This window comes from Caniella muris (assembly GCF_943193035.1).
GTDB lineage: Bacteria > Actinomycetota > Coriobacteriia > Coriobacteriales > Atopobiaceae > Granulimonas > Granulimonas faecalis.
This window is the reverse complement of sequence record NZ_CALPCK010000001.1, coordinates 63,085-86,454: the sequence shown is the minus strand read 5'-3', so window position 1 is coordinate 86,454 and position 23,370 is coordinate 63,085. Positions and strand designations below refer to the sequence as shown.

Sequence of the window (23,370 nt, the reverse complement as noted above, 5' to 3'; positions counted from 1 at the left end):
CTCCCCGCTGGGGTACGATAGGGCCGGCGTCCCGCACCCGCACCCCAAACACACCCAGCGAGGAGGCTCTCCCATGGAACCCGACGTCTCCGTGGTCATCCGTGCCCACAACGCCGAGCGCACGCTCCGCCGCGCCGTCAAGGCGGCCCTCGACCAGGCCCCGTCCACCGTCGAGGTGGTGGTGGTCGACGACGCCTCCACCGACGGCACCGCCCGCGTGGCGGCCGAGGCCTCCATCGAGGACCCGTCCGTCCGCGTGGTGAGCCACGCGGACACCCTCGGCCGCCTCGAGTCGTACCGATCGGGCCAGCGCGCGTCCCGCGGCCGGTGGATCGTCTTCACCGATGCCGGCGACCGCCTGGAGCCGCGCTCGCTCGCCTCCCTCGTGGAAGCCGCCGAGGAGGCCCAGGCCCAGGTGGTGGTCCCCTCCATCGAGTACGTGGCCGGCCGCGCGCCGGCGCCCGTGCCCGCCGACGTCCCCACCGTGGCCGACGCCCTCTCCCGCGCCGGCGACACCGGCGACCTCTCCGCCGCCCGCGTGACCCCGGACGACGTCTTCGACGACCGCACCACCGGCTCCGTGGCCCGCGTGGTCTCCCCGCTCATGCAGACCCTCGAGGGCCGCGACGTGGTGGACGCCATGTTCGTGACGCGCCAGGTGCCCGTGCAGATCCGCGGCCGGCTCTTCTCGGCTGAGCTCGTGCGCCGCGCCTTCGCGGAGATCGGCATCGGCACCGTGGCCAGCCGCGACGAGGCCGTGCTGAGCTTCCTCGCGGCCACCCTCTGCCCCCGCCTCACCGTGCGGCCCGACCTCCGCTCGGTCACCATCTGCACCGACGACGGGGGCGGCACGCTCTCGCTCGAGGAGTTCCGCCAGGTGTGCGCCAACCGCGCCACGGCCGAGGTCGTGGTGGAGTACCTCAACCGCACCGAGCGCTGGGAGCGCTACTACGACGACTGGGAGGGCATGGCCCTCATGCTCGCCGGCGAGGCCGTGTCGTGCTTCCCCGACCGCGTGGGCGTGGAGGACTGGCCCGCGGCGGCCGACGCCCTCCTCGAGAGCTGGGGCGCCCCCTACGTGTGCGGCGCCGTGGCCGACGGCGACGCCGACGTGGCGGCCTACGCCGTGGCGCTGGCCTCGGCCCGGGGCCTCGCCCTCGAGGGGGGCCGCGTGCACCGGCCGGCGTTCCTGCTCCACGCGGGGGACGACGTGGCCCGCGCCAAGCGCGTCATCGACGCCCTGGGGGCCAGACGCTCCTCCCCCACCGTGCTGAGCGACGCCGCCGGGCCGCTCCCCTCGGGCCTCTCGGGCAACGCGGCGCTCCCGCCCCAGGACCGCGTGCTCGACCGCGCCCGGGCCCTCGAGAAGGCCCTCGCCGACGCCGAGGCCGACGCCCTCGTCATGCTCGCCGGCGACGAGCGCTGCGCCTACGACGCCCTCGTGGCCCGCGCCGCCGGCCTGCCCGTGGCCGTGGTGGCTTCCGAGCCCCTGGAGGGCACGGCCGCTTACCGGCGCTGCGCCGCGCAGGTGGCCCTCGCCACCTGCGTCGTGCCGGCCGACAACGTGGACGGCGAGCTGTGGTCCATCGGCAGCGTGCGCGTGACCCGGGAGAACGGGCTCGTCTCGGCGCTCTCCCTGGGCACGCCCACCCGGCGCGACCTCGACTCCCGCGTGCTGGCCATCCGCCTGGTGAGGAGCGCCCGGACCTTCGAGGAGACCTGCGACCGCCTCAAGGAGGCCTGCGCCGTGGCCATCGACGGCCACGACCGCCTGGAGACCGAGAACGCCGGCCTCCGCGACCGCGTGGCCGACCTCGAGCGGCGCCTCGAGGAGGCCTGCGCCGAGAACGACGAGCTCCACGACGCGCTCGACCGCAGCTCGCAGCGGGGCTTCCGCGGCGGCATCTTCCACCGCGGGGCCAAGGAGTAGCCGGGGCGACACGGGGCGCCGCGGGCCGATGGGACGGCCGGGGCCGGGCACGGCGGGATACCGCCTCCCGGCCCCGGCCGTCGCCGTGCCGCAAGCGCTCCCGACCCCTCAGAGCAGCGCGAGCACCGCCCGCTTGGCCTCGAGGGCGGCCTCGGTGAGCACGAACCCCGCGCGATCGGCCCGGGGGCAGTCCACGTCCACCTCGCCCGCAATGGACGAGGGCATGCCGGCCGCGGGGTCGCCCCGGAGCACGAGGATGCGGTCGGCCAGGGCCACGGCCTCGTCGACGTCGTGGGTGACGAGCAGCACCGTGAGCCCGATGGCGTCCACGAGGTCGAGGAGCCATGCGCGCATGTCCTGCCGCGTGAGGGCGTCCAGCGCGCTGAAGGGCTCGTCCATGAGGACCACGGGGTCGTCCATGAGGCAGGTGCGCAGGAGCGCGGCCCGCTGGCGCATGCCGCCGGAGAGCTGGTCCGGGTAGAGGCCCTGGCTGCCCTCGAGGCCAAACCGGGCGAACCTGTCCGACGCCCGGGTGCGGGCCTCGGCCTTGGGCACGCCCTTGAGCAGGAGCGGCAGGGCGGTGTTGTCGAGCACGGTGCGCTCGGGCAGGAGCAGGTCCTTCTGCAGCATGTAGGCCACGGAGCCGGGGCGCCCGGTGACGTCCTCCCCCTCCAGCAGCACGGTGCCGACGTCGGGCACCGAAAGCCCGGCCAGGGTGTGGAACAGCGTCGACTTGCCCGAGCCGGAGCGGCCCACGAGGCACACGAGCTGCCCTGCGCCCACGGAGAGCGAGACGTCGTCCAGCACCCCCATGCCCTCCCAGGAGACCGTGAGGCCGCGCGCCTCGAGGACCGGCGCCACGTCACTCACCGTCGCCGTCGGGCAGGTAGTCGTTCGTGAAGCCGCCCTGGGGGTCCAGCCTCTCCGGCGTGAGGCCCTGGTCGTTCATCCACGTGTAGAACGAGGCCCAGCGCTCCGGGTCGATGTAGCCCCAGCGGGGGGCGTCGGCCACGTACTTGTCGGCGAGGTACTCCTGGGAGGCGCGAGCGAGCTCGGGGTCCACCTCGGGGGCCGCCTCCACGAGGATGTCGGCGGCCTCGTCCGCGTGCTCGGAGGCGTAGAGGTAGCCCTTGGCCGTGGCGTCGAGGAACCTCCGCACGGTGTCCGGCTGCTCGGCGAGGAAGGTGTCGTTGGCGACGATGACCGGCGTGTAGTAGTCGAACCGCGGGTCGATGTCGCGGAAGGCGAAGTAGTCCACGGGGTAGTCCTGGACCTTGGCGTTCTGCCCGGCCCAGGCCTCGAAGCACCAGATGGCGTCGAACTGGTCGGCCTTGAGGCCGGTGACCTCGTCGGTGGAGTTGGCGGGCACGAGCTCCACCTGGGACCAGTCGCCGCCGTCCGTCTCCACCACGCTCCTCACGATGGCCTTCTCCACGTCCTGGTCCCACGTGCCGTAGCGCCTGCCCGCCAGGGCCGCCGGCCGCGTGACGCCGTCGCCCTTGCGGGAGATGATGCCGCTCGTGTTGTGCTGCACCACGGCCGCGACCGCGGTCACCGGCAGCGGGTCGTCGCTGCCCAGGTAGTTGGCCATGACGTCCTGGTAGCCCATGCCCAGCTGGGCGCGCCCGGAGCCCACGAGGGCGTCGGCGCCGTCCTCGGGCGGCTGCACGACCTCCAGCTCGATGCCCTGCTCCCTGTACCAGCCCTTCTCCATGGCCACGTAGATGCCGGTGTGGTTGGTGTTGGGGGTGTAGTCGAGCACGAAGGTGAGCTTATCGGGGTCCTCGGGGGTGCCGGAGCCGGAAGTGCCGCCCGCACCGGCGCACGCGGCCAGGGCGCAGGCGGCGGGGGCGAGGAGGGCGGTCTCGATCAGGGTTCGACGGGGGATGCCGGTCATGGTTGGGGGTTCCTTCCGTGGCGGCGCCAGGGCATGGCCAGGCGCGCGAGCGCGTCGACGGCCGCCATGAGCGCGAGGGACAGGGCTGAGATGATCGCGATGACCGCGAACATCTGGTCGTAGGAGTAGGACTTGCGCACGCGCGTCATGTAGACGCCCAGGCCGTCGAAGCCGCCGAGCCACTCGGCCACCACGGCGCCCACCACGGCGTAGGTCACGCTGATGCGCAGGCCGCCGAAGAACGACCCCATGGCCGCCGGCAGCTTGGCGTAGCGGAACACCTGGAGGCGCGAGGCGCCCATGGTGCGGAGCAGGTCGCAGGCGTCGGGGTCGGCCGAGGCGAAGCCCTCGGCCAGGGCCACGGTCACCGGGAAGAACGTGGTGAGGGCCACGAGCAGCACCTTGGGCAGCATGCCGTAGCCCAGCCAGAGCACGAGGAGCGGCGCGATGGCCACGGTGGGGATGGTCTGGCTCACGGTGACCAGGGGCTGGAGGGCGCGCCTGAGGGGGCCGAACCGCTCCATGGCACAGGCGATGAGGAAGCCCGCGGCCACGCCCAGGGCGAGGCCGGCGAGGGCCTCGGCCATGGTCACGAGCGCGTGGGAGGCGAGCAGCGGCGCGTCGTCCACGAGGGCGCGGGCGACGTCCACGGGCCCGGGCAGCAGGAACGACGGCACGACGCCCAGCGACACCACAGCCTGCCAGGCGACGAGCAGCACGGCCACGGCCACCGTGGGCGCCACCCAGCGGCGGCGCGGGCGGGCGGCGGCGCGGGCGGGCGCGGTGGCCCGACGGGCGGGGAAATCAGGCATGGTCGGCGTCGAAGCGCGCGTTGAGGCCGGCGTACTTGCCCACCTTGCGCTCCGTGGTGAGCATGGGCTCCTCGGCGCGGACGTCGATCTTGGCGTAGGTCATGACCTTGCCGGCGCCGGCCTTGACGGCGATCTCCTGGCAGGCCTTCAGGATGTCCATGCAGAGGTCGTAGTCTCCCTCGACGGTGGACTCGAACGGCCCCACGAACAGGCTCACGGGCTGGGCCCTGAGGTAGTCGATGACCTCGTCGACGATGCGCACCACCTCGTCGTCGGAGGCGGCGTCCATGGGAAGGACCTGGATGGCTACGGCACACTGCATACGCGCTCCTCTCCGGCGGGGAGAAAAAGGGCCCCGCCTCGACCGGGACCCTCGTGTCACGAGCGCTGTGGTCCCTACGCTGGCATTACCCAGATCAGGTTGCGGGTCAGGGCCGCGATGGGCCCAATCTCAGCCGGCGTGCGCCAGCCCCCCGTTCGGTTGGAGTATAGCCCAGCCGGCCGGTCGCGCGGGCGCTATCCTAGGGACACCACGACCCCGAGGAGGACCCATGGCCGCAGACCCGCTCGCCGACGTCCTGGACACCGCCCCGCTCGCCGCCGCGCCAGCGGGCACCGACCCCGGCCGTGGGGGCGCCGCCCGCGTGACGGCCGCCGCCGACGCCGTGGAGGGAGCGGTGATCGGGCTGCGCCGCTGGTTCCACGCGCACCCGGAGGCCTCCCTGGAGGAGACCGGCACCGCCGCGGCCGTCGCGGCCCAGCTCGCGGCCCTGGGCGTGGAGCACGCCATACCGCTCCCCAACGCCGTGGTGGCCACGGTGCGCGGCACGGCGCCCGGCGCCTACGGGCAGGACGGCACGGCCCGCAGGCGCGTGCTGCTCCGGGCCGACATCGACGCCCTGCCCGTGGCCGAGGACACCGGGCTGCCGTTCTCCTCGCTCTCCCCCGGCCTCATGCACGCCTGCGGCCACGACTGCCACGCCGCCATGCTCCTGGGCGCCGCCGCCGTGCTCCAGGCCAACCGCGACCTCCTCGCCGGAGAGGTGCGCCTGGTGTTCCAGCCCGCCGAGGAGTGCTCCCAGGGTGCCCGCATGCTGGTGGAGGCCGGCGTGTGCGACGGCGTGGACGCGGCGTGGGGCTGCCACATCTGGAGCGAGCTGCCAAGCGGCACGGTCTCGGTGGAGCCCGGGCCCCGCATGGCCAACGCCGACTGGTGGCGCGTGGAGGTCACCGGCACCTCGGCCCACGGCGCGCTCCCCCACCGCGGGGCCGACGCCGTGGTGGCCGGCGCCGCCATCGTGGAGCAGCTACAGACCGTGGTGAGCCGTCAGGTGTCGCCGTTCGAGCCCGTGGTGGTCACCGTGGGGCAGTTCCACGGCGGCACGGCCCGGAACGTCATCGCCGGGAGCACCTGGCTCGAGGGCACGGTGCGCACGTTCGACCCCGAGGTCCACGCGCGGGTGCCGCTGCTCATGAAGCGCATCGTGGAGGACACGGCCGAGGCCTTCGGGTGCTCGGCCCGCGTGACCGACTACACCCTGGGGAGCTGGGCCGTGGTGAACGACCCGGCGGTGACCGAGGTGGCCCGGCGGGCGGCCTGGGAGGTGCTGGGCGAGGAGGCGCTGGTCTCGTACCGCGGGTCCATGCCCGGCGAGGACTTCTCGGAGTACCTGTTCGAGGTGCCCGGGTGCTTCGTGTTCCTGGGCTGCTCCACCACGGGGACCGACCACTGCTGGCCGCAGCACTCCTGCCACTACAACCCCGACGAGAGGGTGCTGGTGGACGGCGTGAGGCTGGCGGCGCAGTTCGCGGTGGACTTCCTGGCGGGGTGACGGCCGCCGGCGGGGGCGTGCCCGCCGAGTGCCCGCGCGCATGCCGGGCGGGGCGTCACGGGCAGGCCTGCGGGCTCGGTCGCCCTTCACGGGCAACCCCGCGTGTTCGGTCACCCTCCAAGCGCCCCCTACGACGGCCCCTTGCGACAAGGGCCCCATACAGGGCGCACACCAGCGCGTTTTCGGACCAAAGACCCGCTGGAGGGGGACTTCTCGCACGCAAAAGGGCGTTGAAGGGTGATGCGGCACCCTTTATCTGGGTGTTGGAGCAAGTCCCCCGCACAGGGTGCCCCTATAGGGGGACGTTGCCCCCAGGGCGCTCCCCCGAGGCACCCCCTGCAAGACAGGACGGACCGGCAAGCCCGCCATGGCCCCGCCAGGCGTCAAGTTGGGACAAAAGTGCCCGACCATTGGGACAAAAGTGTCCGGGTGGTGGGACGGCTACTCCTTCTCCTCGCCGTTGAGCAACCTGTCCACCATGACCTTGTTGGCGGCCAGCTCCACGGCGTCGTCCAGGGGGTCCAGCGAGCCGTCGCCGCAGCGCCTGTCCAGGGCGCGGGACAGCAGCCAGTCGGCCACGCCGGGGTTCTTGGGCAGCAGCGGGCCGTGGACGTAGGTGCCGAGCACGTTCCGGTAGAGGCAGCCCTCCTCCCCCGACTCGCCGTCGTTGCCGTGGCCGAAGACCACGCGGCCCAGGGGCTCCACGCCATCGCCGAGGGTCGTGCGGCCGCCGTGGTTCTCGTAGCCCACCACGGGCTGGGGCGACACGGGGCTCTCCACCGCCACGTTGCCGATGAGGCGCGGGGCACCGCGGCGGGTCTCCATGTCCACGAGACCCAGGCCTTCGAGAACGTCGTCGCCCATGACGTAGGAGTGGCCCAGCAGCTGGTAGCCGCCGCAGACGGCTAGGAGCACGCCGCCGTCCTCCACGAAGGACGAGAGCTCGGCCCTGCGCTCAAGGAGGTGCTCGCACACGATGGCCTGCTCGCGGTCGGAGCCGCCGCCGATGAAGACGATGTCGGCGTCGGCGAACGTGGGGGTGTCGGAGATGGCCACCTCGGCCACGCGGGCCCCGAGGCCGCGCCACTCCAGGCGCTTGGTCAGCGTGATGATGTTGCCGCCGTCGCCGTAGAGGTTGAGCAGCTCCGGGTACAGGTGGACGATGTTCAGCGACCTAGCCACGGCGCTCACCGATCCTCTCGAGCTCGGCCTTGGCGGGCCAGAGGGCCGAGTAGTTGGTGAGCACGTACAGGGGCCGCCCCTCAGGGAGGTCGCCGAGGGCGGAGAGGGCGTCGGCCACGGTCAGGGCGATGGGCGCCGGCAGCCCGGCGTACTTCATGCGCACCTGGAGGTCGTTGGCGCGGTGGCCGCCGACCACAAGGGAGAGCGCCTCCTCCGCACCGAGGCGCTCGAAGTCCACGTCCCAGATCCAGGAGATGTCCTTGCCGTCGTTGTAGTCGTCGTTGACGACGAAGAACGCGGCCTTGGGCCGGGGGTCGGCGAGCATGAGGGAGATGTTCTGGTTGAAGCCCGTGGGGTTCTTGGCGAGGTTGAGCACCACCTCGCGGCCGTCCACGGAGAAGTGCTGCAGGCGGCCGTTCTCGGGGCGGTAGCCGTCGAGGGCCCGCTGGAACGTGGCCGGGTCAACGCCGCAGAGCACGGCGCCGGCCAGGGCCGCCAGCAGGTTGTAGACCATGTACACGCCGCCGAAGCCCGCGTGCACGCGCACGGTGCCGTCGATGCCCCTGCCGGAGACGTCGAAGGCCACGCCCTCGCGGCCCACCTCTACGCCGGTGGCCCGCCAGGCGAGCTCCGGCCGGGAGAAGTCGCCGTTGGGGCAGGCGAAGTCGCCCAGCTGGGCGTAGTGCCGGTAGGTGTAGTCGAGCTCGGCGCCGCACACCTGGCAGAACCGGGCCTCGGGCACGCGGTCGGACGGCAGGCCCAGGGCCTCGTCGATGCCGAAGAACAGGCAGGGGTTGGAGCCGTGGAGCCGCTCGGCCACGCCCACGCAGAGCGGGTCGTCGCCGCAGGCCACAAGCGTCGTGCCGGGGGAAGACGCCAGCGCCCGGGCGATGGAGTCCTGCACGCGGTCGATCTCGCCCGCGCGGTCGAGCTGGTCGCGGAAGAGGTTGAGCAGCACGAGGTAGCGCGGCTTGAGCGCCGGCAGGATCCGCACGCAGGAGAGCTCGTCGGCCTCCATGACGGCCCAGTCGGCGCCCTTGCCGGGCAGCAGCGCGGCCGTGACGCCGGGCTCCATGTTGGCGCCGGCGCGGTTGCAGAGCACCGTGGCGCCCGACTCCTCCACGGCGGCGGCGAGCACGTTGTTGGTGGTGGTCTTGCCGTTGGTGCCGCAGACCACGATGGCGCCGTCGGAGAGCTTGGCGGAGAGCTCCGAGAGCAGGTTCGGGTCGATGGCCAGGCCCACGCGGCCCGGCAGCTGGGAGGCGCTGCGGTGCAGCACGGAGCGCAGGCCCCAGGCGGTGGCGCGGCCGGCTGCCTGGGCGACGGAGGAGCGCAGGGTCATGGCCCTAGTCCCTCTCCTGGGCCTCGGCGGCCTCGAGCTCGCCGGGGGCGATGACGTCCTCGATGCGCAGGTTCACGCCGGAAACCTCGAGCCCCGTCATGGACGAGAGCTCGCGGATGACGGCCTTCTTGACGTCCTCGAACACCTGCGGGGCGTAGGCGCCGTACTCCATGAGGATGGAGATGTTCACGCGCACGGAGTTGTCCTGCATGACCTCCACGGAGACGCCCTTGGTGGGGTCCGTGCCGGTGAAGGTCTCCTGCACGCGCTTGAAGAAGCCGCCCTTCATGCCGCAGACGCCCGGGACGTCGCGGCAGGCGATGGCCACGATCTTCTCGATGACGCCGTTGGAGAAGGTGAGGGAGTCCTCGGAGTCCACGTCCTCCACGAGGTCGTCGTCCGCGTCGGTCTCGGCCAGGGGGGCCACCTCGACGCGCATGATCGAGGAGTCCGCGGGGGCCGGGGCGGCGGCGCGGGCGTCGATCCCGGCAGCGTCGGTGGGTGCCTGGCTCTTCTTGGTTGCCATGATCTAGCTCCTTGTCTCTGCCGGGACGGGTCAGCGGGGGTCGTTGCCGGGTCCGAGCAGGCGCTTGACGCCGTTCACGATTCGGGGGTCGCCGTCGAGCCACTGCCCGAAGGCCACGCCGCACACCACGAAGACGGCCACGAGCAGCGCCTGGAAGAACCCGATCCAGAAGATGAGCAGGGCGCAGACGAAGCCCAGGGCGCCGAAGAGCACCGCGTTGCGGTGCCCGGGGAACGCGCCGTCCACCCAGGTGGCGGCGGCGTCGCGGGCGGCCGCGGCACGGCGGCGCGCCTCGGCGCCGGAGGCGCGCGGGTCGGGCGCGGGGGCGTCCCTGACGTCGACGTCGGCGCCGTCGACCTCCACGGTGACGCGCGGGGCGGCGTTCCTGTCGGCCGTCTTGTCAGCCATCGGTCTCGACCCCCTTCCGGGACTCGGAGGGCTCCACCCTCACGGACACGGCGGACGGGGCGTCGTCGTCGGCCGCCGGGGGCTGCGCGGGCGCGCCGTGGCCCTTCATGGGCACGGCCACGCCGAAGTCCTGCGGGCGCTCGGGGGCGGCCCCGGACGCGTGGCGCACGGCGCGGTCGGCCTCGTGGACGGCGGTGGGGACGTAGGAGCTGTCGGCGCCGCGGGCCTCGCGCACGTCGCGGCCCGGCGTGATGTCGGAGGTCTGGCGGGGCTCCAGGAACCGCAGGGTGATGTCGCCCAGGCGGTCGCCCACGAGCACCTCGAGCCCCTGGCGCAGGCGCACCTGGAGCCTCTCCGCCTCGGCCCGGACGTCGAGGGAGCGGTAGGGCTCCACCCACACGGCGACGTCCACGGTGTCGTGGCGCACGTCGACGACGACCTTGGCGGCCACGCAGGTGCCGTCGGCCTCCACGAGGTAGGTGGCCTGGCTCGCCACGGCGGAGCGGGCGATGGAGACGCGGCCGCCGTCGCCGTCCAGGACCTCGATGTCCGAGGGGCGCTTGGAGCGCACGGCCACCACGACGGCGCACACGAAGCCGACGGCGCAGACCAGCGCGAAGAGCTCGATGAGGAAGAGGTACCAGTCGAGCGAGATGAGGCCTGCGGCCTCGACGGTCCAGGGGCCGATCCACGGCAGGAGCAGCGCCGCCAGGACGAGCGTCCCGCAGACGGCGAACACGACCAGGCAGAACCGTTTGAATCCGTTCATCGCGCCCTCCTCGACGGGTACAGGAAGGCCCCGACGGCGCAGGGCCGCCGGGGCCGGTACGGGACCGGCCGCGCTACTCCTCGTCGAGGGCGGCGACGATCTCGTCGGTCATCTCCATGGTGTTGTAGACGTTCTGCACGTCCTCCAGCTCGTCGAGGCGGTCGACGAGGCGCTGGACCTTCTTGGCGTCGGCCACGGCCACCTGGGTGGGGGTGGTGGGCACCATGGTGAGCTCGGAGCCCTTGACCTCGATGCCCTGGGCCTCGAGGGCCTTCTGGACGTCCTGCATCTTGTCGTAGGCGGTCCAGACGATCCACTGCTCGCCGGCGTCCTCGTAGTCGTCGCCGCCGGCCTCGGCCACGGCCATCATGAACTCGTCCTCGTCCACCGCGTTCTCGCGGTCGGCGACCTTCTTCTCCTCGCTCTTGATGACCTTGTCCACGGCGATGGAGCCCTTGCGCTCGAACTGGAAGGCCACGGAGCCGGAGGTGCCCAGGTTGCCGCCGGCGTGGGAGAAGGCGGAGCGGACGTCGGCCGCGGTGCGGTTGCGGTTGTCGGTGAGGCACTCCACGTAGACGGCGACGCCGGCGGGGCCGTAGCCCTCGTAGGTCACGTTCTCGTAGACGGCGGCGTCGGCACCGGCGCCGAAGGCCTTGTCGATGGCCGCCTTGATCTTGGCGTTGGGCATGGAGACCATGCGGGCGCGGGCGACGGCGGCGGCGAGCGACGCGTTGTTGTCCGGGTTGGGGTCGCCACCGAGCTTGGCGGCAACGGTGATGTTGCGCGAGAGCTTGGAGAAGAGCGCCGAGCGCTTGGCGTCGATGGCGGCCTTCTTGTGCTTGGTGGTGGCCCACTTAGAGTGTCCGGACATGCAAACTCCTTCTCGACGGGCGCACCGCTGCGCCACATGATCGAACGTCCGCGTCCCGCCGGCGCGACGGTGACGCATAACCTTACGAAGGATACCACGGGGCCGCGCGGCCTAACCGCCGTGCACTCCCCCATCACATGGGGACCCGGCCCCGGGCGGCCCTAGCGGAGGCCGTAACGCGTCTCGGTGCGGCGGATGGCGCGCCCCCACGGCACCCACACGGCCAGGAGGAAGGCCACGGTGGACAGGCCGTGGACCACGTCGAACGGGATGCTGGCCGCCCAGCAGCCGAGGAGCGACGCCGGGGTGAGCGGGCGCACGAACCCCACGGCGGTGTAGGCGTCGAGGACCGCCCCGTAGGCCATGCACGAGAGGAACCCGTAGGCACAGAGCGCCCCCCGGCGGGCGAGGAGCCCGCGGTCCGCCAGGGCGCCGGCGACGTAGCCCATGAGGCCCCAGGCGTACATCTGCCAGGGGGTCCACATGCCCTGGCCGAAGAAGAGGTTGGAGGCCAGGGCGGCGAGCGCCCCGCAGAGGAATCCCGGACGCCGCCCCAGGCACGCCCCGCAGAGGATGACGATGGCGGAGACGGGCTTCACGTCGGGCACGGCGGCGAGGAGGATGCGGCCCGCCGTGGCGGCGGCCGCGAGCGTGACCGCGGGCAGGAGCTGGCGGAGCGCCGGCACCGAGCGCTCCCAGCCGGCGAGCACCAGGCCCACCGACGCGGCGGCCACCGCCAGGGCGGGGACGGCCCACGCCCCGCCGGCGAGCACGGCGGCCACGAGCACCGCCGGGGGCGCCGCGAGGCAGGCGGCCTCCAGGGCGCGCCCCCGGGCATGCCGGGCGCCCGCGGGGCCTCCCGGCGCCGCGCCCTCGCCGTCCATGACCATGGCGACCCCCTTCCGTGGGTACAGACCGTCGGAGCCCACCGGGCCCCGCCCCATGAAACCACACCGAGTCCTAAGGCATGCCCATGGCAACGTCGCTCTTCTCATTGGCCGTCATCTGCCTCGTGGCGTTCGTCGGCCCCTTCCTGGCCGACCTCGTCCCCGGGAGGTGGCTGCAGGCGAGCGCGTTCATCCTCATCCTGGGCGCGCTCCTCGGCCCCCACGGGGCGCACCTCGTCGACCCCGCGGCGCCGGGGCTGCCGCTCCTGCGTCAGCTGGGCCTCGCGTTCCTGTTCCTCATAGGCGGCTACGGCCTCGCCCCCGAGGAGGTGCTCGGCACCACCGGGCGCCATGCGGCCCTCTCCTGGCTGGCGAGCTTCGCCCTCGGCCTGCTCGTGGCCTGGGCGCTGCCGTTCGACTTCTCCTGGAGGGCCCTCGTGGCGTTCGCCATCTCGCTCACGTCCACGGCCTTCTCCAAGGTGGAGGGCATCCTCAAGGAGCGCCGCGCCCTGGACACCCCCATGGGCCGCATCGTGGAGTCCTACGGCGCCACCGGCGAGCTGCTGCCCGTCATGGCCGTGGCCCTGCTGCTGGAGGAGCGCTCCCCCCTGGTGGAGCTGGGCATCATCGGGCTCTTCGTGGTGCTGGCGCTGGTCAGCGCCCGGCTCGCGCGCCACGAGGAGGAGCGCCGCACGCGCCTGGACGCCTTCGTGCGCGACGGCAGCGGCGCCGGCCAGATGATGCTGCGCCTCGTGATCTGCGTGCTCGTGGGGTTCGTGGCCCTGGGCGTCATCCTCGGCGCCGACATGATCGTGGCGGGCTTCGCCGCCGGCTTCATCCTGCGGCAGCTCGTGGGCGAGGACGACACGACCGTGATGCCCATGGTCCAGGCCGTGGCCAACGGGTTCTTCATCCCGGTGGCCTTTGTGATGTCGGGCGCCTCCATCGACATCTTCGAGGGCGGCTCGGAGCCCCTCGTGATCCTGGGCTTCATCTGCCTGCTCATCCTCGTGCGCGGCGTGCCCTGTCTCGTGTCGCTCTCGCTGGCGCCCGAGACGCGGTCCATGGCTCCGCTGCGCCGCGTCAACGTGGCCGTCTACTCCTGCACCGCCATGTCCACCGTCGTGGCCATGACGTCGGTGGCCGTGGAGGCCGGCGACATGACGCCGCACATCGCCAATGTGCTCGTGTTCGCCGCCGCCCTCACCACGGTGGCCGTGCCCGTCGTGACGCGCCTCATCGGCCGGGTGGACGGCGAGGCGGCCGTCGAGGGCGCCTCGGCCGACGCCACGGACGACGTGGACGCCTGAGGCCGCGCACCCGCGTGCCCGGCGGAGCCGCGGATCAGGAGAAGAACACCGACTCCCGGAAGAACGCGTCGGCCGGCGCCGTGCCCACGAGGGCCCCGTCGAAGACCATGGAGACCGTCGTGCAGCAGTCACGGGCGAACGCCAGGTCGTGGGTGGCCGCCACCACGGCCGCCCCGGCCGCGGCCCGCTCCGCCACGAGGGAGGCCACGGTCTCCCGCGCGGCCCGGTCCAGGCCCTTCACCGGCTCGTCGAGCAGCAGCGTCCGCGGGCGGCAGAGCAGCACCTTGGCCACGGCGAGGAGCTGGCGCTGGCCGCCGGAGAGCTCGGCGGCGTCGCGGCCCCAGAGCCCGAGCAGCCCCACGCGCTCCGCCATGGCCCTGGCCTCCCTCTCCGAGAACCCCGCCCCCGGCCCCCACGCCGTGAGCTCGCCGCCCACGGTGCCGGCGCCGAGCACCTCCCGCGGGTCCTGGGGCACGTAGCCGCGCCGCGCGGCGCCGGCGTCGCGCACGCTCCCCCGTCGCGGGCGCAGAATCCCGGCGAGCGTCCTCACGAGCGTGGACTTGCCGCACCCGTTGCCGCCCACGAGGGCGCGGACCTCCCCGGAGCGCACCTCGGCCGAGCATCCCGAGAGCACCCACGGCCGGCCGGACCCGTAACGCACCCAGAGGTCGCGGGCCTCCAGGGCCACGTCGCCCGGCTCGGGCAGGGGGCAGAGGACGGCGGGCTCCCCGGCGAGGGCGCCGGGCTCCACGGTGCGCACCCCGCCCCCGGCCACCTCCGCGGCCATGGTGGCGTAGGGCGCCATCGGGGCCGGGCGGTGGGTGGCCACCACCACGGTGACGCCGAGCTCCCGGTTCACACGGAAGAGCCCGTGCAGGAACGTGCGTTCCGCCACAGGGTCGAGCTGGGCCGTGGGCTCGTCGAGCAGGAGCACCTGCGGGCGCAGGACCATGGCGGCCGCGAGCACGGCCAGCTGCCGGCGTCCGCCGGAGAGCTCGGCCACCGGGGTGTGGAGCCAGCCGTCGACGCCGAAGAAGCAGCAGGCCTCCGCCAGGCGACGCCCCATGGCGGCGGGGTCCGTCCCGAGGTTCTCGAGGGCGAAGGCCATCTCGGCCCCCACGGTGTCGCACACGAGCTGGGCAGAGGCGTCCTGGGTCACGAGCCCCAGCGCGAGGGCCGACTCCCTGACGGAGAGTCCGCGCACTGGCCGGCCGAGCACCTCCACGGAGCCCGACAGCTCCCCCACCGGCGCCACCTCGGGCTTGGCGAGGCGCAGGAGCGTGGACTTGCCCGACCCTGTGGCGCCCACGAGCAGGCAGAACGCGCCCCGGGGCACCGCGAGGGACGCCCCGGAGAGCACCGGGGCCCCGAGGGCGCCCGGCGCGGCGGCACCGCCCGCGGGGTCGTCAGCGGGGTAGGAGAACGAGACGTCGCGCCACTCGACGGCGGGCGCGGCCGCGACGGGTCCCATCTCAGACCGGCCCATCTCAGGCCTCCCCGCGCGCCGCGAGGGCGTCCGCGGCCGCCGTGAGGCACGGCAGCGAGAACAGGAGCGCCACGGGCAGGTAGGCCGCCCAGGGGCCGAACGCCCCCATGGACGGCGTGTAGGTCCAGAGCGACCCGAGCCAGAGGGCGCAGCCCACGCCAGCGGCGGAGACGACGGCCACGGCGACGAGGGCCCACCGGTCGCCGGCGGTCCAGCGCCGGGGGCGCCAGTGGGTGCGCCGGCCCGACCCCCACCCGCGCGACGCCATGGAAGACGCCCGCTCCACGGACTCGCCCAGCGCCCAACCCACCATGGCGCCGGTGCGGTCCACGGCGCGGGAGAGGGCTGATGCCGCCCCGCCGTCGCCGGCGCAGGTGCATGCGGCCCGGGCGTCCTTGGAGGCGCGGGCCCGGGACAGGAGCTCGGGCACGAGGCGCACCACCATGGAGAGGGCGAGGCCCAGGGTGGGCAGCACGCCGCCGAGGAGGTCGCGGAGGTCGTCGGCCGGGAGCACGGCGGCGCACGCCTGGGCCCAGAGCATGGCGCCGGCCACCATGGCGCCCATGGCGAGCCCCCAGGCCACGGCCTCGAGGCGCACCTCCAGGGACCCCACGGAGAGCAGGGTCGTCTCGCCCACCGGCGAGACGAGGGGGTTCACCACGGCCACGAGGGCCATGAGGGGGAGGGCCGCCGCAAGCGAGGCCGCCGTGGCCGCGGCACCCCGGCACACGAGGGACGACGCCGCCGCGAGGGCGAGCGACAGGGCGAGCACCGCGGGCTCGAACGTCCCCATGGCGGCCGTGAGGCAGGCGGCGCACCAGAGGGCCCGCACGGCAGGGTGCGGCGCCGGCCCTGCCACCCGATCTCTTCTCCGCACCGGCACCTCCCCGCTCGCCTGCAAGACCCAAGGGTAACAGGGCGCGGGGCGCCCGGGGGCCGGGAGGCCCGCCGCCCTTCCCGGAAGCGCTTCCGGGAAGGAGGGATCACGCCGGTTGCGGGGCGGACCCTTCCCGGAACGGCTTCCGGGAAGAGAAACCCTTCCCAGAAGCGAATCTGGGAAGGGTCGGTTTCAGACCTTGTGGCTTGCCCCCTTCCCGGAACGGCTTCCGGGAAGGGGCGGCCGCGACGGCACGGCCCGCGCCCGGCGCCCCTAGTAGGAGACCACCGTCGTCCCGCGGGGGATGGTGTCGTGGATCCACTTGGCGTCGTCGATGGCCAGGCGCACGCACCCGTGGCTCAGGCTCGCGCCCAGGCGGCCGTCCTGCACCACCCGCGTGTAGGGGTTGTACAGGATGGAGTGGAACAGGTAGTCGCCGTGGAACTGCGTCCAGTAGTAGCAGCTGTAGCCCTTGTTCTCGCCGAAGGAGTAGCCCTTAGAGCCCACCGAGAAGGTGCCGCGCACCGTGGGCGTGGAGGGCTTGCCGCAGCTGCACGTCATGAAGCGCACCTTGGTCCAGCTGCCCCGGCCGCCGCGGTAGACGCCCACGCGGTTGGCGGAGTTGTCGACGAGGACGAGGTAGGGGGTGGGGCTCGAGTAGGACTGGGCGCGCCCGTCCATGCCGGTCTGCACGCTGGGCCGGGCGCGACGCCCCGAGGCGTCCACCCAGTAGCGGCCGCCGTCGACCCACGAGTTGGTGGCCATGGCGCCGGACGACCCCACCCAGTAGGTGTCGGAGACCCAGCGGTTGACCCACATGGCGCCGTCGGGGCCGAGGTAGTACCTGCGGCCGCCCTCGGCGAGCCAGCCCCTGCCGATCGACCCCTTGGGACCGTAGGGGCTCCCGGCGCGGCGCAGGAAGTAGGTGCGCCCGCCCTCGCGGAGCCAGCCGGTGCCGATCGACCCCTTGGGACCCCAGGGGCTGCCCGCGCGGCGCAGGAAGTAGGTCTGGCCGCCCTCGCGGAGCCAGCCCGTCCCCACGGTCCCCTTGGGGCCGTAGGGGCTGTTGGCCCGACGGAGGAAGTAGCGCTGGCCGCCGTCGTCGAGCCAGCCGGAACCCACGGAGCCCCTGGGGCCGTAGGCGTTGTCGGAACGGCGCAGGAAGTAGGTCTGCCCCTTCTCCATGAGCCAGCCGGAGCCCACGGAGCCCTTGGGGCCGTAGGGGCTGTTGGCGCGGCGCAGGAAGTAGGTCTGCCCGCCCTCGGTGAGCCAGCCGGAGCCGAGGGACCCCTTGGGGCCATAGGCGCTGTCGGAGCGCCGCAGCCAGTAGCGCTGGCCGGCCACGTCGACCCAGCCCACCCTCATGGCGCCCGAGGCGTCGAGGTAGTAGCGCTGCCCCGCGAGGTCGAGCCAGCCCGTGCGCGCGGCACCGGTGGCGGGGTCGAGGTAGTAGCGGGTGCCGCCCTCCTCGTACCACCCGGTGCGCGGGTGGCCCTCGGCGTCGAACCGGTAGCGGAGGCCGTCGACGGTGTGCCAGGCGCTCGCCACGTACGTGCCGTCGGCAAGGTAGTAGCGGCGCGACTGGCCGTGGGCCTCCCAGCCGGCCGGGTGCCGGTAGGCGTTGGAGAAGGTCGGGGCCTCGGACGCGCCGCCGTAGGAGACGGTCGCGACGGGCGCGCCGTCGGGACCGGTGGCGACGGTCACGGTGACGGGCACCGTGCGGGCGTCCACCGTCACCCCGGCCGCCGCGGGGGCCATGCGGAGCGAGAGCGCCGACTCACCCGCTGCGGCGACATCCACGGGGGCGAAGGTCACGGAGCCGTCGGCGGCGCAGGGGACGGCCTGCACGACGGTGCCGTCTCGGAGGAGCTGGACGGAGAGCTCCCCTGCCTGGAGGGGGCGGCCGGAGAGCGTGACGCGCGCGGAGAGGGTCACCGGCACGGTGGCGGCGGGGGTGGCCGCAGGCGTCGCGGCGTCCGCCCCGTCCGTCGCCGGAACGTCTTCGGCGGGTGCCTCGGCGGGCACCTCCGCCGGTGCGGGGGCGACGGTCTCGAGGGTGGCCGGTACCGCCGCTCCCCCGACGGCGCCGTCGCCGTCCAGCGCCAAGGCGGCGGACGGCGACAGGGCCAGGAGGGCGGCGAGGGCCGATGCTGTCAGTGCCGCGGCGACGCGCGGCGACGTGCGAACGTCCATGGGGGTTCCTCTCGTCTCCAAGGGTCTCCCCCACTTTAGACCAAATCTGCATCGAGTCTGTAAATGGGAGACACCGCGAGGGGAACCGACGCCCTAGATGTAGAGGCGCCCGATGCCGCGGGGCGTGCCGTGGGCCCACAGGCTCGCCGTGCGCACGCCCGCGCCGGGCCAGGCCTCGATGATGCGGTCGCCGCCGATGTAGATGGCGACGTGGCCCGGCCAGAAGACGAGGTCGCCGCGCTGGCGCGAGGACACGGGCAGGCGCTGGATCTTGCCGTTGTTCCACACGTTGTTGGCGTCGTGGCTGTGCCAGCCGTTGGGGCCGGTCACCCAGTGGTTGTAGGGGTTGTACTCCCCCATGGACATGCCCGTGGCGTAGGCGCACTGGTAGACGAGGCCGATGCAGTCGACGCCCACGCCGGGCCGCTGGGAGTAGTTCCACACGTAGGGGGTGCCGATGTACTCGTTGGCCCGCTGCACGAAGGCGTTCACGCAGTCGGCCTTGGACGCGTAGGGCGAGATCCTGGACGGCGTGACGTAGTAGTTGCGCGCCACGGAGGCCGAGAGGCCCAGGCTCACGGTGCGGCAGGACACCTGGTAGTAGCCCGAGGGGTTCTGCCACCCCTCCTTGCCGGGGTGGGCCGGGTCGAGGACGCCGTTGGACCGGAACCAGTGCCACGTGCCGCCGTCGCGCACCCATCCGGTGCAGGCCGCGCCCGTCGCGCGGTCGAGCAGGAAGCGGCTGCCGCCGTCGGTGAGCCAGCCCTTGCCGAGCGACCCCCTGGGACCCCAGGGGCTACCGGCGCGGCGCAGGAAGTAGCGGCGCCCGCCCTCGTCGAGCCAGCCGGAGCCGATGGAGCCCTTGGGGCCATAGGGGCTGTTGGCCCGGCGGAGGAAGTAGCGCTGGCCGCCGTCGTCGAGCCAGCCGGTGCCCAGGGTGCCGCGGGGGCCCCACTGGTTGGCGGCACGGCGCAGGAAGTAGGTCTGGCCGCCCTCGGTGAGCCAGCCGGAGCCGAGGCTGCCCTTGGGGCCGTAGGCGGTGTCGGAGCGGCGCAGGTAGTAGGTCTGCCCGCCCTCGGTGAGCCAGCCGGAGCCGAGGGACCCCTTAGGACCCCAGGAGGTGTCCTCGCGACGGGACCAGAACCGCTGGCCGCCGTCGTCGAACCAGCCCGTGACGAGGGAGCCGGCGGGCGCGTCGGCCGAGTCGGTCCAGCGCAGGTAGAACCGCTGGCCGCCCTCGGTGAGCCAACCCTGGGCGGGCGTGCCGCGCGGGCCCCACTGGTTGTCCGCCACGCGCAGGTAGTAGCGCTGGCCGCCGTCGTCGACCCAGCCGGTGCGCAGGGCACCGGTGGCGCGGTCCATCAGGTAGCGGCGGCCGTCCACGGTGACCCAGCCGAGCGCCATGGAGCCGCGGGGGCCCGAGGCGCCGTCGGCCGGGGCCAGGTAGTAGCGCCGGCCGCCCTCGTCGTACCAACCGGTGCGCACGTGGCCGGCGGCGTCGAACGCGTAGCGGCGCCCGTCGACGTCGAGCCAGCGCGACACGGCGTAGGTGCCGTCGGCGAAGCGGTAGCGGCGGGCGGCGCCGTCGCCCACCCACCCGGGCACGTAGGTGCAGGCGAAGGTGGGCGCCTCGGCGGACCCGTCATAGGAGACCTCGGCCGAGAGGGACGCGCCGTCGTCGGAGGCCGTCACGGTCACCGTCACGGCGACCGTGCGGGCGTCGACCGCCACGGCGCCGTCGCCCGCCGGGGCCATGGAGAGGGAGAGCGCGTACGTGCCGGGGGCGTCGAACTCCACGGGGGCGAAGGCCACGGCGCCGTCCGCGCCCACGGCCACGGTCTGGACGACGGCGCCGTCCCGGGAGAGGTTCACGGAGAGCGATCCGGCCGCAGGCACCGAGTCCGGGAGCGTCACGGTGGCCGAGAAGGCGGCGGACGCGGGGGCGGGATCGGAGGGCTCGGCCGGACCGGGGTCGGGGTCGGACGGATCGGGGTCGGCCGGGGCCGGGTCCTGCGGTGCCGGCGCGGGGTCGGGCGCCGCCCCCGTGTCCTGGGCGTCCGCTCCGACGGCGGCGACGGCGGACGCCGCGGGCGTGCCCTCCTCGGCCACGGCGGCCGGCGCCGCGGCGAGACCCGTGCCGAGGGCTAACGTCAGCGCGAGCGCGAGCGCGGCCCCCTTCCTGCTCTTTCCCATGGAATCCCCTCTCTTCAGGATATTTATATAATACCGTTCATCAAGGTATCACAAGAAAGGATTCAAGGCGCACGGAGGTTCAAAGCGCGATGGGGTCACGAGTCCGCGGGACGGTCGCTCCCCTCCGCGACGTCGTAGGTGTGGCCCCGCTGGGGGCGCCGCGCCCGGTGCGCCCACACCAGCACGCCGACGCCCACGGCCACGAGGGGGAGGCTCAGCACCTGGCCCATGGTGACGGGCCCGAGGAGGTAGCCCAGCTGGGCGTCGGGCACGCGGACGAACTCCACGAGGATGCGGAAGCACCCGTACAGGGTGAGGAACCAGCCGAGGAACGTCCCCTGGGGCCTCGGGGGCAGCCTCCGCGACAGCGCGTAGAGGACGGCGAAGAGCACGACGCCCTCGAGGAGCGCCTCGTAGAGCTGGGAGGGGTGGCGGACCACGGCGCCGCCGGTCTCGAACACCACGCCCCAGGGGAGGTCGGTGGGCTTGCCCCAGAGCTCGCCGTTGACGAAGTTGGCCAGGCGCCCGAAGAACAGGCCGATGGGCGCCACGATGACGCCGAGGTCGCAGAAGGTGGGGATGGAGATGCGGTAGGGCCGGCAGGCCACGATGCCGCCGACCACCGCCCCCACGAGACCGCCGTGGAAGCTCATGCCGCCCTCTGAGAAGGCGAGGATCTCGAGCGGGTGCGCCCAGTAGTAGCCGGCGCCGTAGAAGAGCACGTAGCCGAGGCGGCCGCCGAGGATGGCGCCGAAGGCCACGCCGATGACGCCCGTCATGATGTCCTCGGCCGAGAGGTCGAGGCGCCAGTGCCTGACGATGCGCCCGATGACGAGGCCGCCCACGACGAACGCCGCCAGGTAGGCGAGGCCGTACCAGCGCACGGCGATCGGGCCCACCTGGAAGGCGACGGGGTTCAGGCTGTGGTAGAGCTCGTTGAGCATGGGTCCTCCAAGGGGCGGCGGACCGCGCCCCGGGAGGGGCGGGCGCGACCTAGTCGGACAGGACGTGGGACGCCGTGGCGCCCGTCTGGCCCTGGTAGTGGCTGCCGAGGGACGCCGAGCCGTAGGGGCGCTCGACGGGGCTGCTCATGCGCTCGAAGCTCAGCTGGCCGATGCGCATGCCGGGGCGCAGCATGATGGGCAGCGTGGCCACGTTGGAGAGCTCGAGCGTGAGCTCGCCGTCCCAGCCGGGGTCGACGTAGCCGGCGGTGGAGTGGATCATGAGGCCCAGGCGCCCCAGGGTCGACTTGCCCTCGAGCTTGCCGAGGACGTCGTCGGGGAGCACGATGCGCTCCTGGGTGGTGCCGAGGGCGAACTGGCCGGGGTGCAGGATGAAGGCCTCGCCCGGCTCCACCACGACCTCCTCCGTGAGGTCGGGCTGCTCGGCCATGGGGTCGATGAAGGCGTGGGTGGAGTTGCGGAAGATCCTGAAGTTGACGCCCAGGCGGACGTCGACGGAGGCCGGCTGCACGTCGCGGTCGAGCAGGGGCTCGATGACGATGCGCCCGGAGGCGAGCTCGCGTTTGATGTCGCGGTCTGACAGGACCATGGCCGGTTCCTTTCGTGACGGGGTGTCAGTCGCGCCCCTCGGGGTCATCCCCCTGGGCGAAACGTCTCGCCATGGAGCGGCGCAGGGCGACCATGTTGAAGCCGCCGCCGCACAGGCAGGCGAGGATGACGGTGTAGGTGACGCCGTTGAGCTGGAAGGCGGCCACCATGGGCACCATGGCGGCGAGCGAGACCGCCAGGGCGACGGCGCCCCCCACGAGGTTGGTCCTGAAGGTGCGCACGGCCGCCGAGAGACTGTCCATGAAGGACAGGAAGGCGATGGCGAGGGACCCGGCCACGAGGGGCGGCAGCAGGTAGACGTAACCGGCCACCCGCGAGCCGTACACCAGGGTGTAGAGGAACTCGCCGAGCAGCTCCACGCCCACGAGGCAGACGACGCCGATGGCGACGACGCCCGCGGCCACGAGGCCCATGAGGTGCCAGAAGCGCTTGGCGTCGCAGCGCTCGTAGGCCTCGGTGAAGTAGCCCAGGAGCGGGTTGTAGATGTAGGCCGCGCCGGTCTGCACGATGGCCATGGGCGCCGCCATGGTGCCGTAGGCGCCGAGGGCGGCCTCCCCCATGGCGGCCATGAGGTACTGACGGGGGATGGACGTGGCGCCCGAGATGGTCACGAACGCCAGGACCGCCGGGGCGCAGCGCACGAGCATGGCCCACGCCCGCCGCCAGCGGATCCCCACGGTGAACTCGGTGAAGTAGCGCGCGTGGGGCAGGTCGTAGAAGACGCCCACGGCACACACGCCCAGGAACACGCAGAACAGCGCCAGCGTGAGGTTCTGCGTCGCCGAGAAGACCCCCGCGAACACCACGAGGGTCACGAGGCCCTGGAGCGCGTAGGAGACGCCGATGTAGTCCATGCGGCGGTTGACCTGCTCGAGGGCGTGCACGCCGTCCAGCAGCGTCGCCGTCACCTTGTAGAGGGCATAGCAGAGGATGGGCGGCAGGAGCGACGGCGCGCCCGTGACCAGCGAGTAGACCGTGAGCAGGGCGATGCCGATGCCGCCGGTGACGAGGCGGAGGCCCAGGTACTCCCCCAGGGTGTGCTCGCCGTGGAGGTCGCTGATCTGATAGACGTACAGGCGGTAGTCCACCACGGGGGCGAAGATCATGTAGACGCTCATGGCGTAGGAGTAGACGCCCGCGGCGTCGTACCCGCCGGAGAGGCGCAGCACCAGGACGGTGATGAGCCACTGGCAGAGCAGGTTGCAGAACGAGCCCGCGCTGTTCCACGCCATGTTCCTTTTGATGGAGAGCGGCCTGGTCCGCCTGTCCGGGGAGGCCTCGGGG

21 protein-coding genes and 1 riboswitch are annotated in these 23,370 nt (G+C 73.3%); of the genes, 3 read left to right on the top strand and 18 right to left on the bottom strand.

From position 1 onward, the window contains the following. Nucleotides 1-73 precede the first annotated feature (73 nt). Complete coding sequence (locus NFR49_RS00355; protein ID WP_251157735.1) at nucleotides 74-1,930, top strand: glycosyltransferase family 2 protein; 1,857 nt, start codon at nucleotides 74-76, stop codon at nucleotides 1,928-1,930. A 108-nt stretch (nucleotides 1,931-2,038) separates the two neighbouring features. On the opposite strand, the gene NFR49_RS00350 is transcribed toward NFR49_RS00355, so the two are convergent. The 4 genes from NFR49_RS00350 to NFR49_RS00335 are packed head-to-tail and all read right to left on the bottom strand — an operon-like array spanning nucleotide 2,039 to nucleotide 4,961. Then, entirely contained in the window at nucleotides 2,039-2,791 is a 753-nt protein-coding gene (locus NFR49_RS00350) for an ABC transporter ATP-binding protein (protein ID WP_251157734.1), read from the bottom strand. Nucleotide 2,792: 1 nt separating this feature from the next. After that, nucleotides 2,793-3,827: an ABC transporter substrate-binding protein gene (locus NFR49_RS00345; RefSeq protein WP_251157733.1), complete on the bottom strand. Its 1,035-nt coding sequence runs from the start codon at nucleotides 3,825-3,827 to the stop codon at nucleotides 2,793-2,795. Continuing rightward, nucleotides 3,824-4,639, bottom strand: coding sequence for an ABC transporter permease (locus NFR49_RS00340; RefSeq protein ID WP_251157732.1), 816 nt, complete (start codon nucleotides 4,637-4,639; stop codon nucleotides 3,824-3,826). Before NFR49_RS00340 ends, NFR49_RS00345 begins: the two co-directional genes overlap by 4 nt. Then, complete coding sequence (locus tag NFR49_RS00335) at nucleotides 4,632-4,961, bottom strand: thiamine-binding protein (protein WP_251157731.1); 330 nt, start codon at nucleotides 4,959-4,961, stop codon at nucleotides 4,632-4,634. The genes NFR49_RS00340 and NFR49_RS00335 overlap by 8 nt, the downstream gene beginning before the upstream one ends. Before the next feature lie 53 nt (nucleotides 4,962-5,014). Beyond that, a riboswitch (TPP riboswitch) is annotated at nucleotides 5,015-5,125 on the bottom strand. 65 nt (nucleotides 5,126-5,190) lie between these two features. Here NFR49_RS00335 and NFR49_RS00330 point away from each other — a divergent pair. Further along, the gene (locus NFR49_RS00330) at nucleotides 5,191-6,471 is read left to right on the top strand and encodes an amidohydrolase (RefSeq protein WP_251157730.1); all 1,281 of its coding nucleotides are present in this window, start codon (nucleotides 5,191-5,193) and stop codon (nucleotides 6,469-6,471) included. A gap of 441 nt (nucleotides 6,472-6,912) precedes the next feature. Here NFR49_RS00330 and NFR49_RS00325 read toward each other — a convergent pair whose 3' ends face one another. The 7 genes from NFR49_RS00325 to NFR49_RS00295 form a co-directional block, all read right to left on the bottom strand. Continuing rightward, nucleotides 6,913-7,653, bottom strand: a complete 741-nt coding sequence (locus NFR49_RS00325) for a type 1 glutamine amidotransferase (protein ID WP_251157729.1) — start codon at nucleotides 7,651-7,653, stop codon at nucleotides 6,913-6,915. Beyond that, complete coding sequence (locus NFR49_RS00320; RefSeq protein ID WP_251157728.1) at nucleotides 7,646-8,995, bottom strand: MurT ligase domain-containing protein; 1,350 nt, start codon at nucleotides 8,993-8,995, stop codon at nucleotides 7,646-7,648. Before NFR49_RS00320 ends, NFR49_RS00325 begins: the two co-directional genes overlap by 8 nt. Nucleotides 8,996-8,999: 4 nt before the next feature. After that, nucleotides 9,000-9,521 carry an Asp23/Gls24 family envelope stress response protein gene (locus NFR49_RS00315; protein ID WP_338032512.1) on the bottom strand — a complete coding sequence of 174 codons (522 nt, stop codon included), beginning with the start codon at nucleotides 9,519-9,521 and terminating at the stop codon, nucleotides 9,000-9,002. A 30-nt stretch (nucleotides 9,522-9,551) separates the two neighbouring features. Continuing rightward, nucleotides 9,552-9,929, bottom strand: coding sequence for a DUF2273 domain-containing protein (locus NFR49_RS00310; protein ID WP_251157727.1), 378 nt, complete (start codon nucleotides 9,927-9,929; stop codon nucleotides 9,552-9,554). Continuing rightward, a complete protein-coding gene (amaP, locus tag NFR49_RS00305) occupies nucleotides 9,922-10,698 on the bottom strand; it encodes an alkaline shock response membrane anchor protein AmaP (protein WP_251157726.1) in 777 nt (258 codons plus the stop codon). Before amaP ends, NFR49_RS00310 begins: the two co-directional genes overlap by 8 nt. Before the next feature lie 73 nt (nucleotides 10,699-10,771). Then, nucleotides 10,772-11,569 (bottom strand): YebC/PmpR family DNA-binding transcriptional regulator, encoded by a 798-nt coding sequence (locus NFR49_RS00300; RefSeq protein ID WP_135977723.1) that lies wholly within the window; start codon nucleotides 11,567-11,569, stop codon nucleotides 10,772-10,774. A 161-nt stretch (nucleotides 11,570-11,730) separates the two neighbouring features. After that, nucleotides 11,731-12,459 (bottom strand): ECF transporter S component, encoded by a 729-nt coding sequence (locus NFR49_RS00295; protein WP_251157725.1) that lies wholly within the window; start codon nucleotides 12,457-12,459, stop codon nucleotides 11,731-11,733. 83 nt (nucleotides 12,460-12,542) lie between these two features. Here NFR49_RS00295 and NFR49_RS00290 point away from each other — a divergent pair, with 83 nt between their 5' ends. Further along, nucleotides 12,543-13,766 carry a cation:proton antiporter gene (locus NFR49_RS00290; RefSeq protein ID WP_251157724.1) on the top strand — a complete coding sequence of 408 codons (1,224 nt, stop codon included), beginning with the start codon at nucleotides 12,543-12,545 and terminating at the stop codon, nucleotides 13,764-13,766. A 34-nt stretch (nucleotides 13,767-13,800) separates the two neighbouring features. Here NFR49_RS00290 and NFR49_RS00285 read toward each other — a convergent pair whose 3' ends face one another. From NFR49_RS00285 to NFR49_RS00255, 7 genes are all read right to left on the bottom strand, one after another. Then, nucleotides 13,801-15,252 (bottom strand): ABC transporter ATP-binding protein, encoded by a 1,452-nt coding sequence (locus tag NFR49_RS00285; protein ID WP_251157723.1) that lies wholly within the window; start codon nucleotides 15,250-15,252, stop codon nucleotides 13,801-13,803. Nucleotide 15,253: 1 nt separating this feature from the next. Next, complete coding sequence (locus tag NFR49_RS00280; RefSeq protein ID WP_251157722.1) at nucleotides 15,254-16,111, bottom strand: energy-coupling factor transporter transmembrane component T; 858 nt, start codon at nucleotides 16,109-16,111, stop codon at nucleotides 15,254-15,256. Nucleotides 16,112-16,402: 291 nt separating this feature from the next. Beyond that, nucleotides 16,403-18,322, bottom strand: coding sequence for a L,D-transpeptidase family protein (locus tag NFR49_RS00275; protein WP_251157721.1), 1,920 nt, complete (start codon nucleotides 18,320-18,322; stop codon nucleotides 16,403-16,405). Nucleotides 18,323-18,415: 93 nt separating this feature from the next. Next, complete coding sequence (locus NFR49_RS00270; RefSeq protein ID WP_251157720.1) at nucleotides 18,416-20,515, bottom strand: NlpC/P60 family protein; 2,100 nt, start codon at nucleotides 20,513-20,515, stop codon at nucleotides 18,416-18,418. Nucleotides 20,516-20,610: 95 nt separating this feature from the next. Further along, nucleotides 20,611-21,459, bottom strand: coding sequence for a prolipoprotein diacylglyceryl transferase (gene lgt / locus NFR49_RS00265; RefSeq protein ID WP_251157719.1), 849 nt, complete (start codon nucleotides 21,457-21,459; stop codon nucleotides 20,611-20,613). Between the two features lie 49 nt (nucleotides 21,460-21,508). Further along, complete coding sequence (dcd, locus tag NFR49_RS00260; RefSeq protein ID WP_251157718.1) at nucleotides 21,509-22,066, bottom strand: dCTP deaminase; 558 nt, start codon at nucleotides 22,064-22,066, stop codon at nucleotides 21,509-21,511. A 25-nt stretch (nucleotides 22,067-22,091) separates the two neighbouring features. Next, nucleotides 22,092-23,318: an MATE family efflux transporter gene (locus NFR49_RS00255; RefSeq protein WP_251157717.1), complete on the bottom strand. Its 1,227-nt coding sequence runs from the start codon at nucleotides 23,316-23,318 to the stop codon at nucleotides 22,092-22,094. Nucleotides 23,319-23,370: the final 52 nt, after the last annotated feature.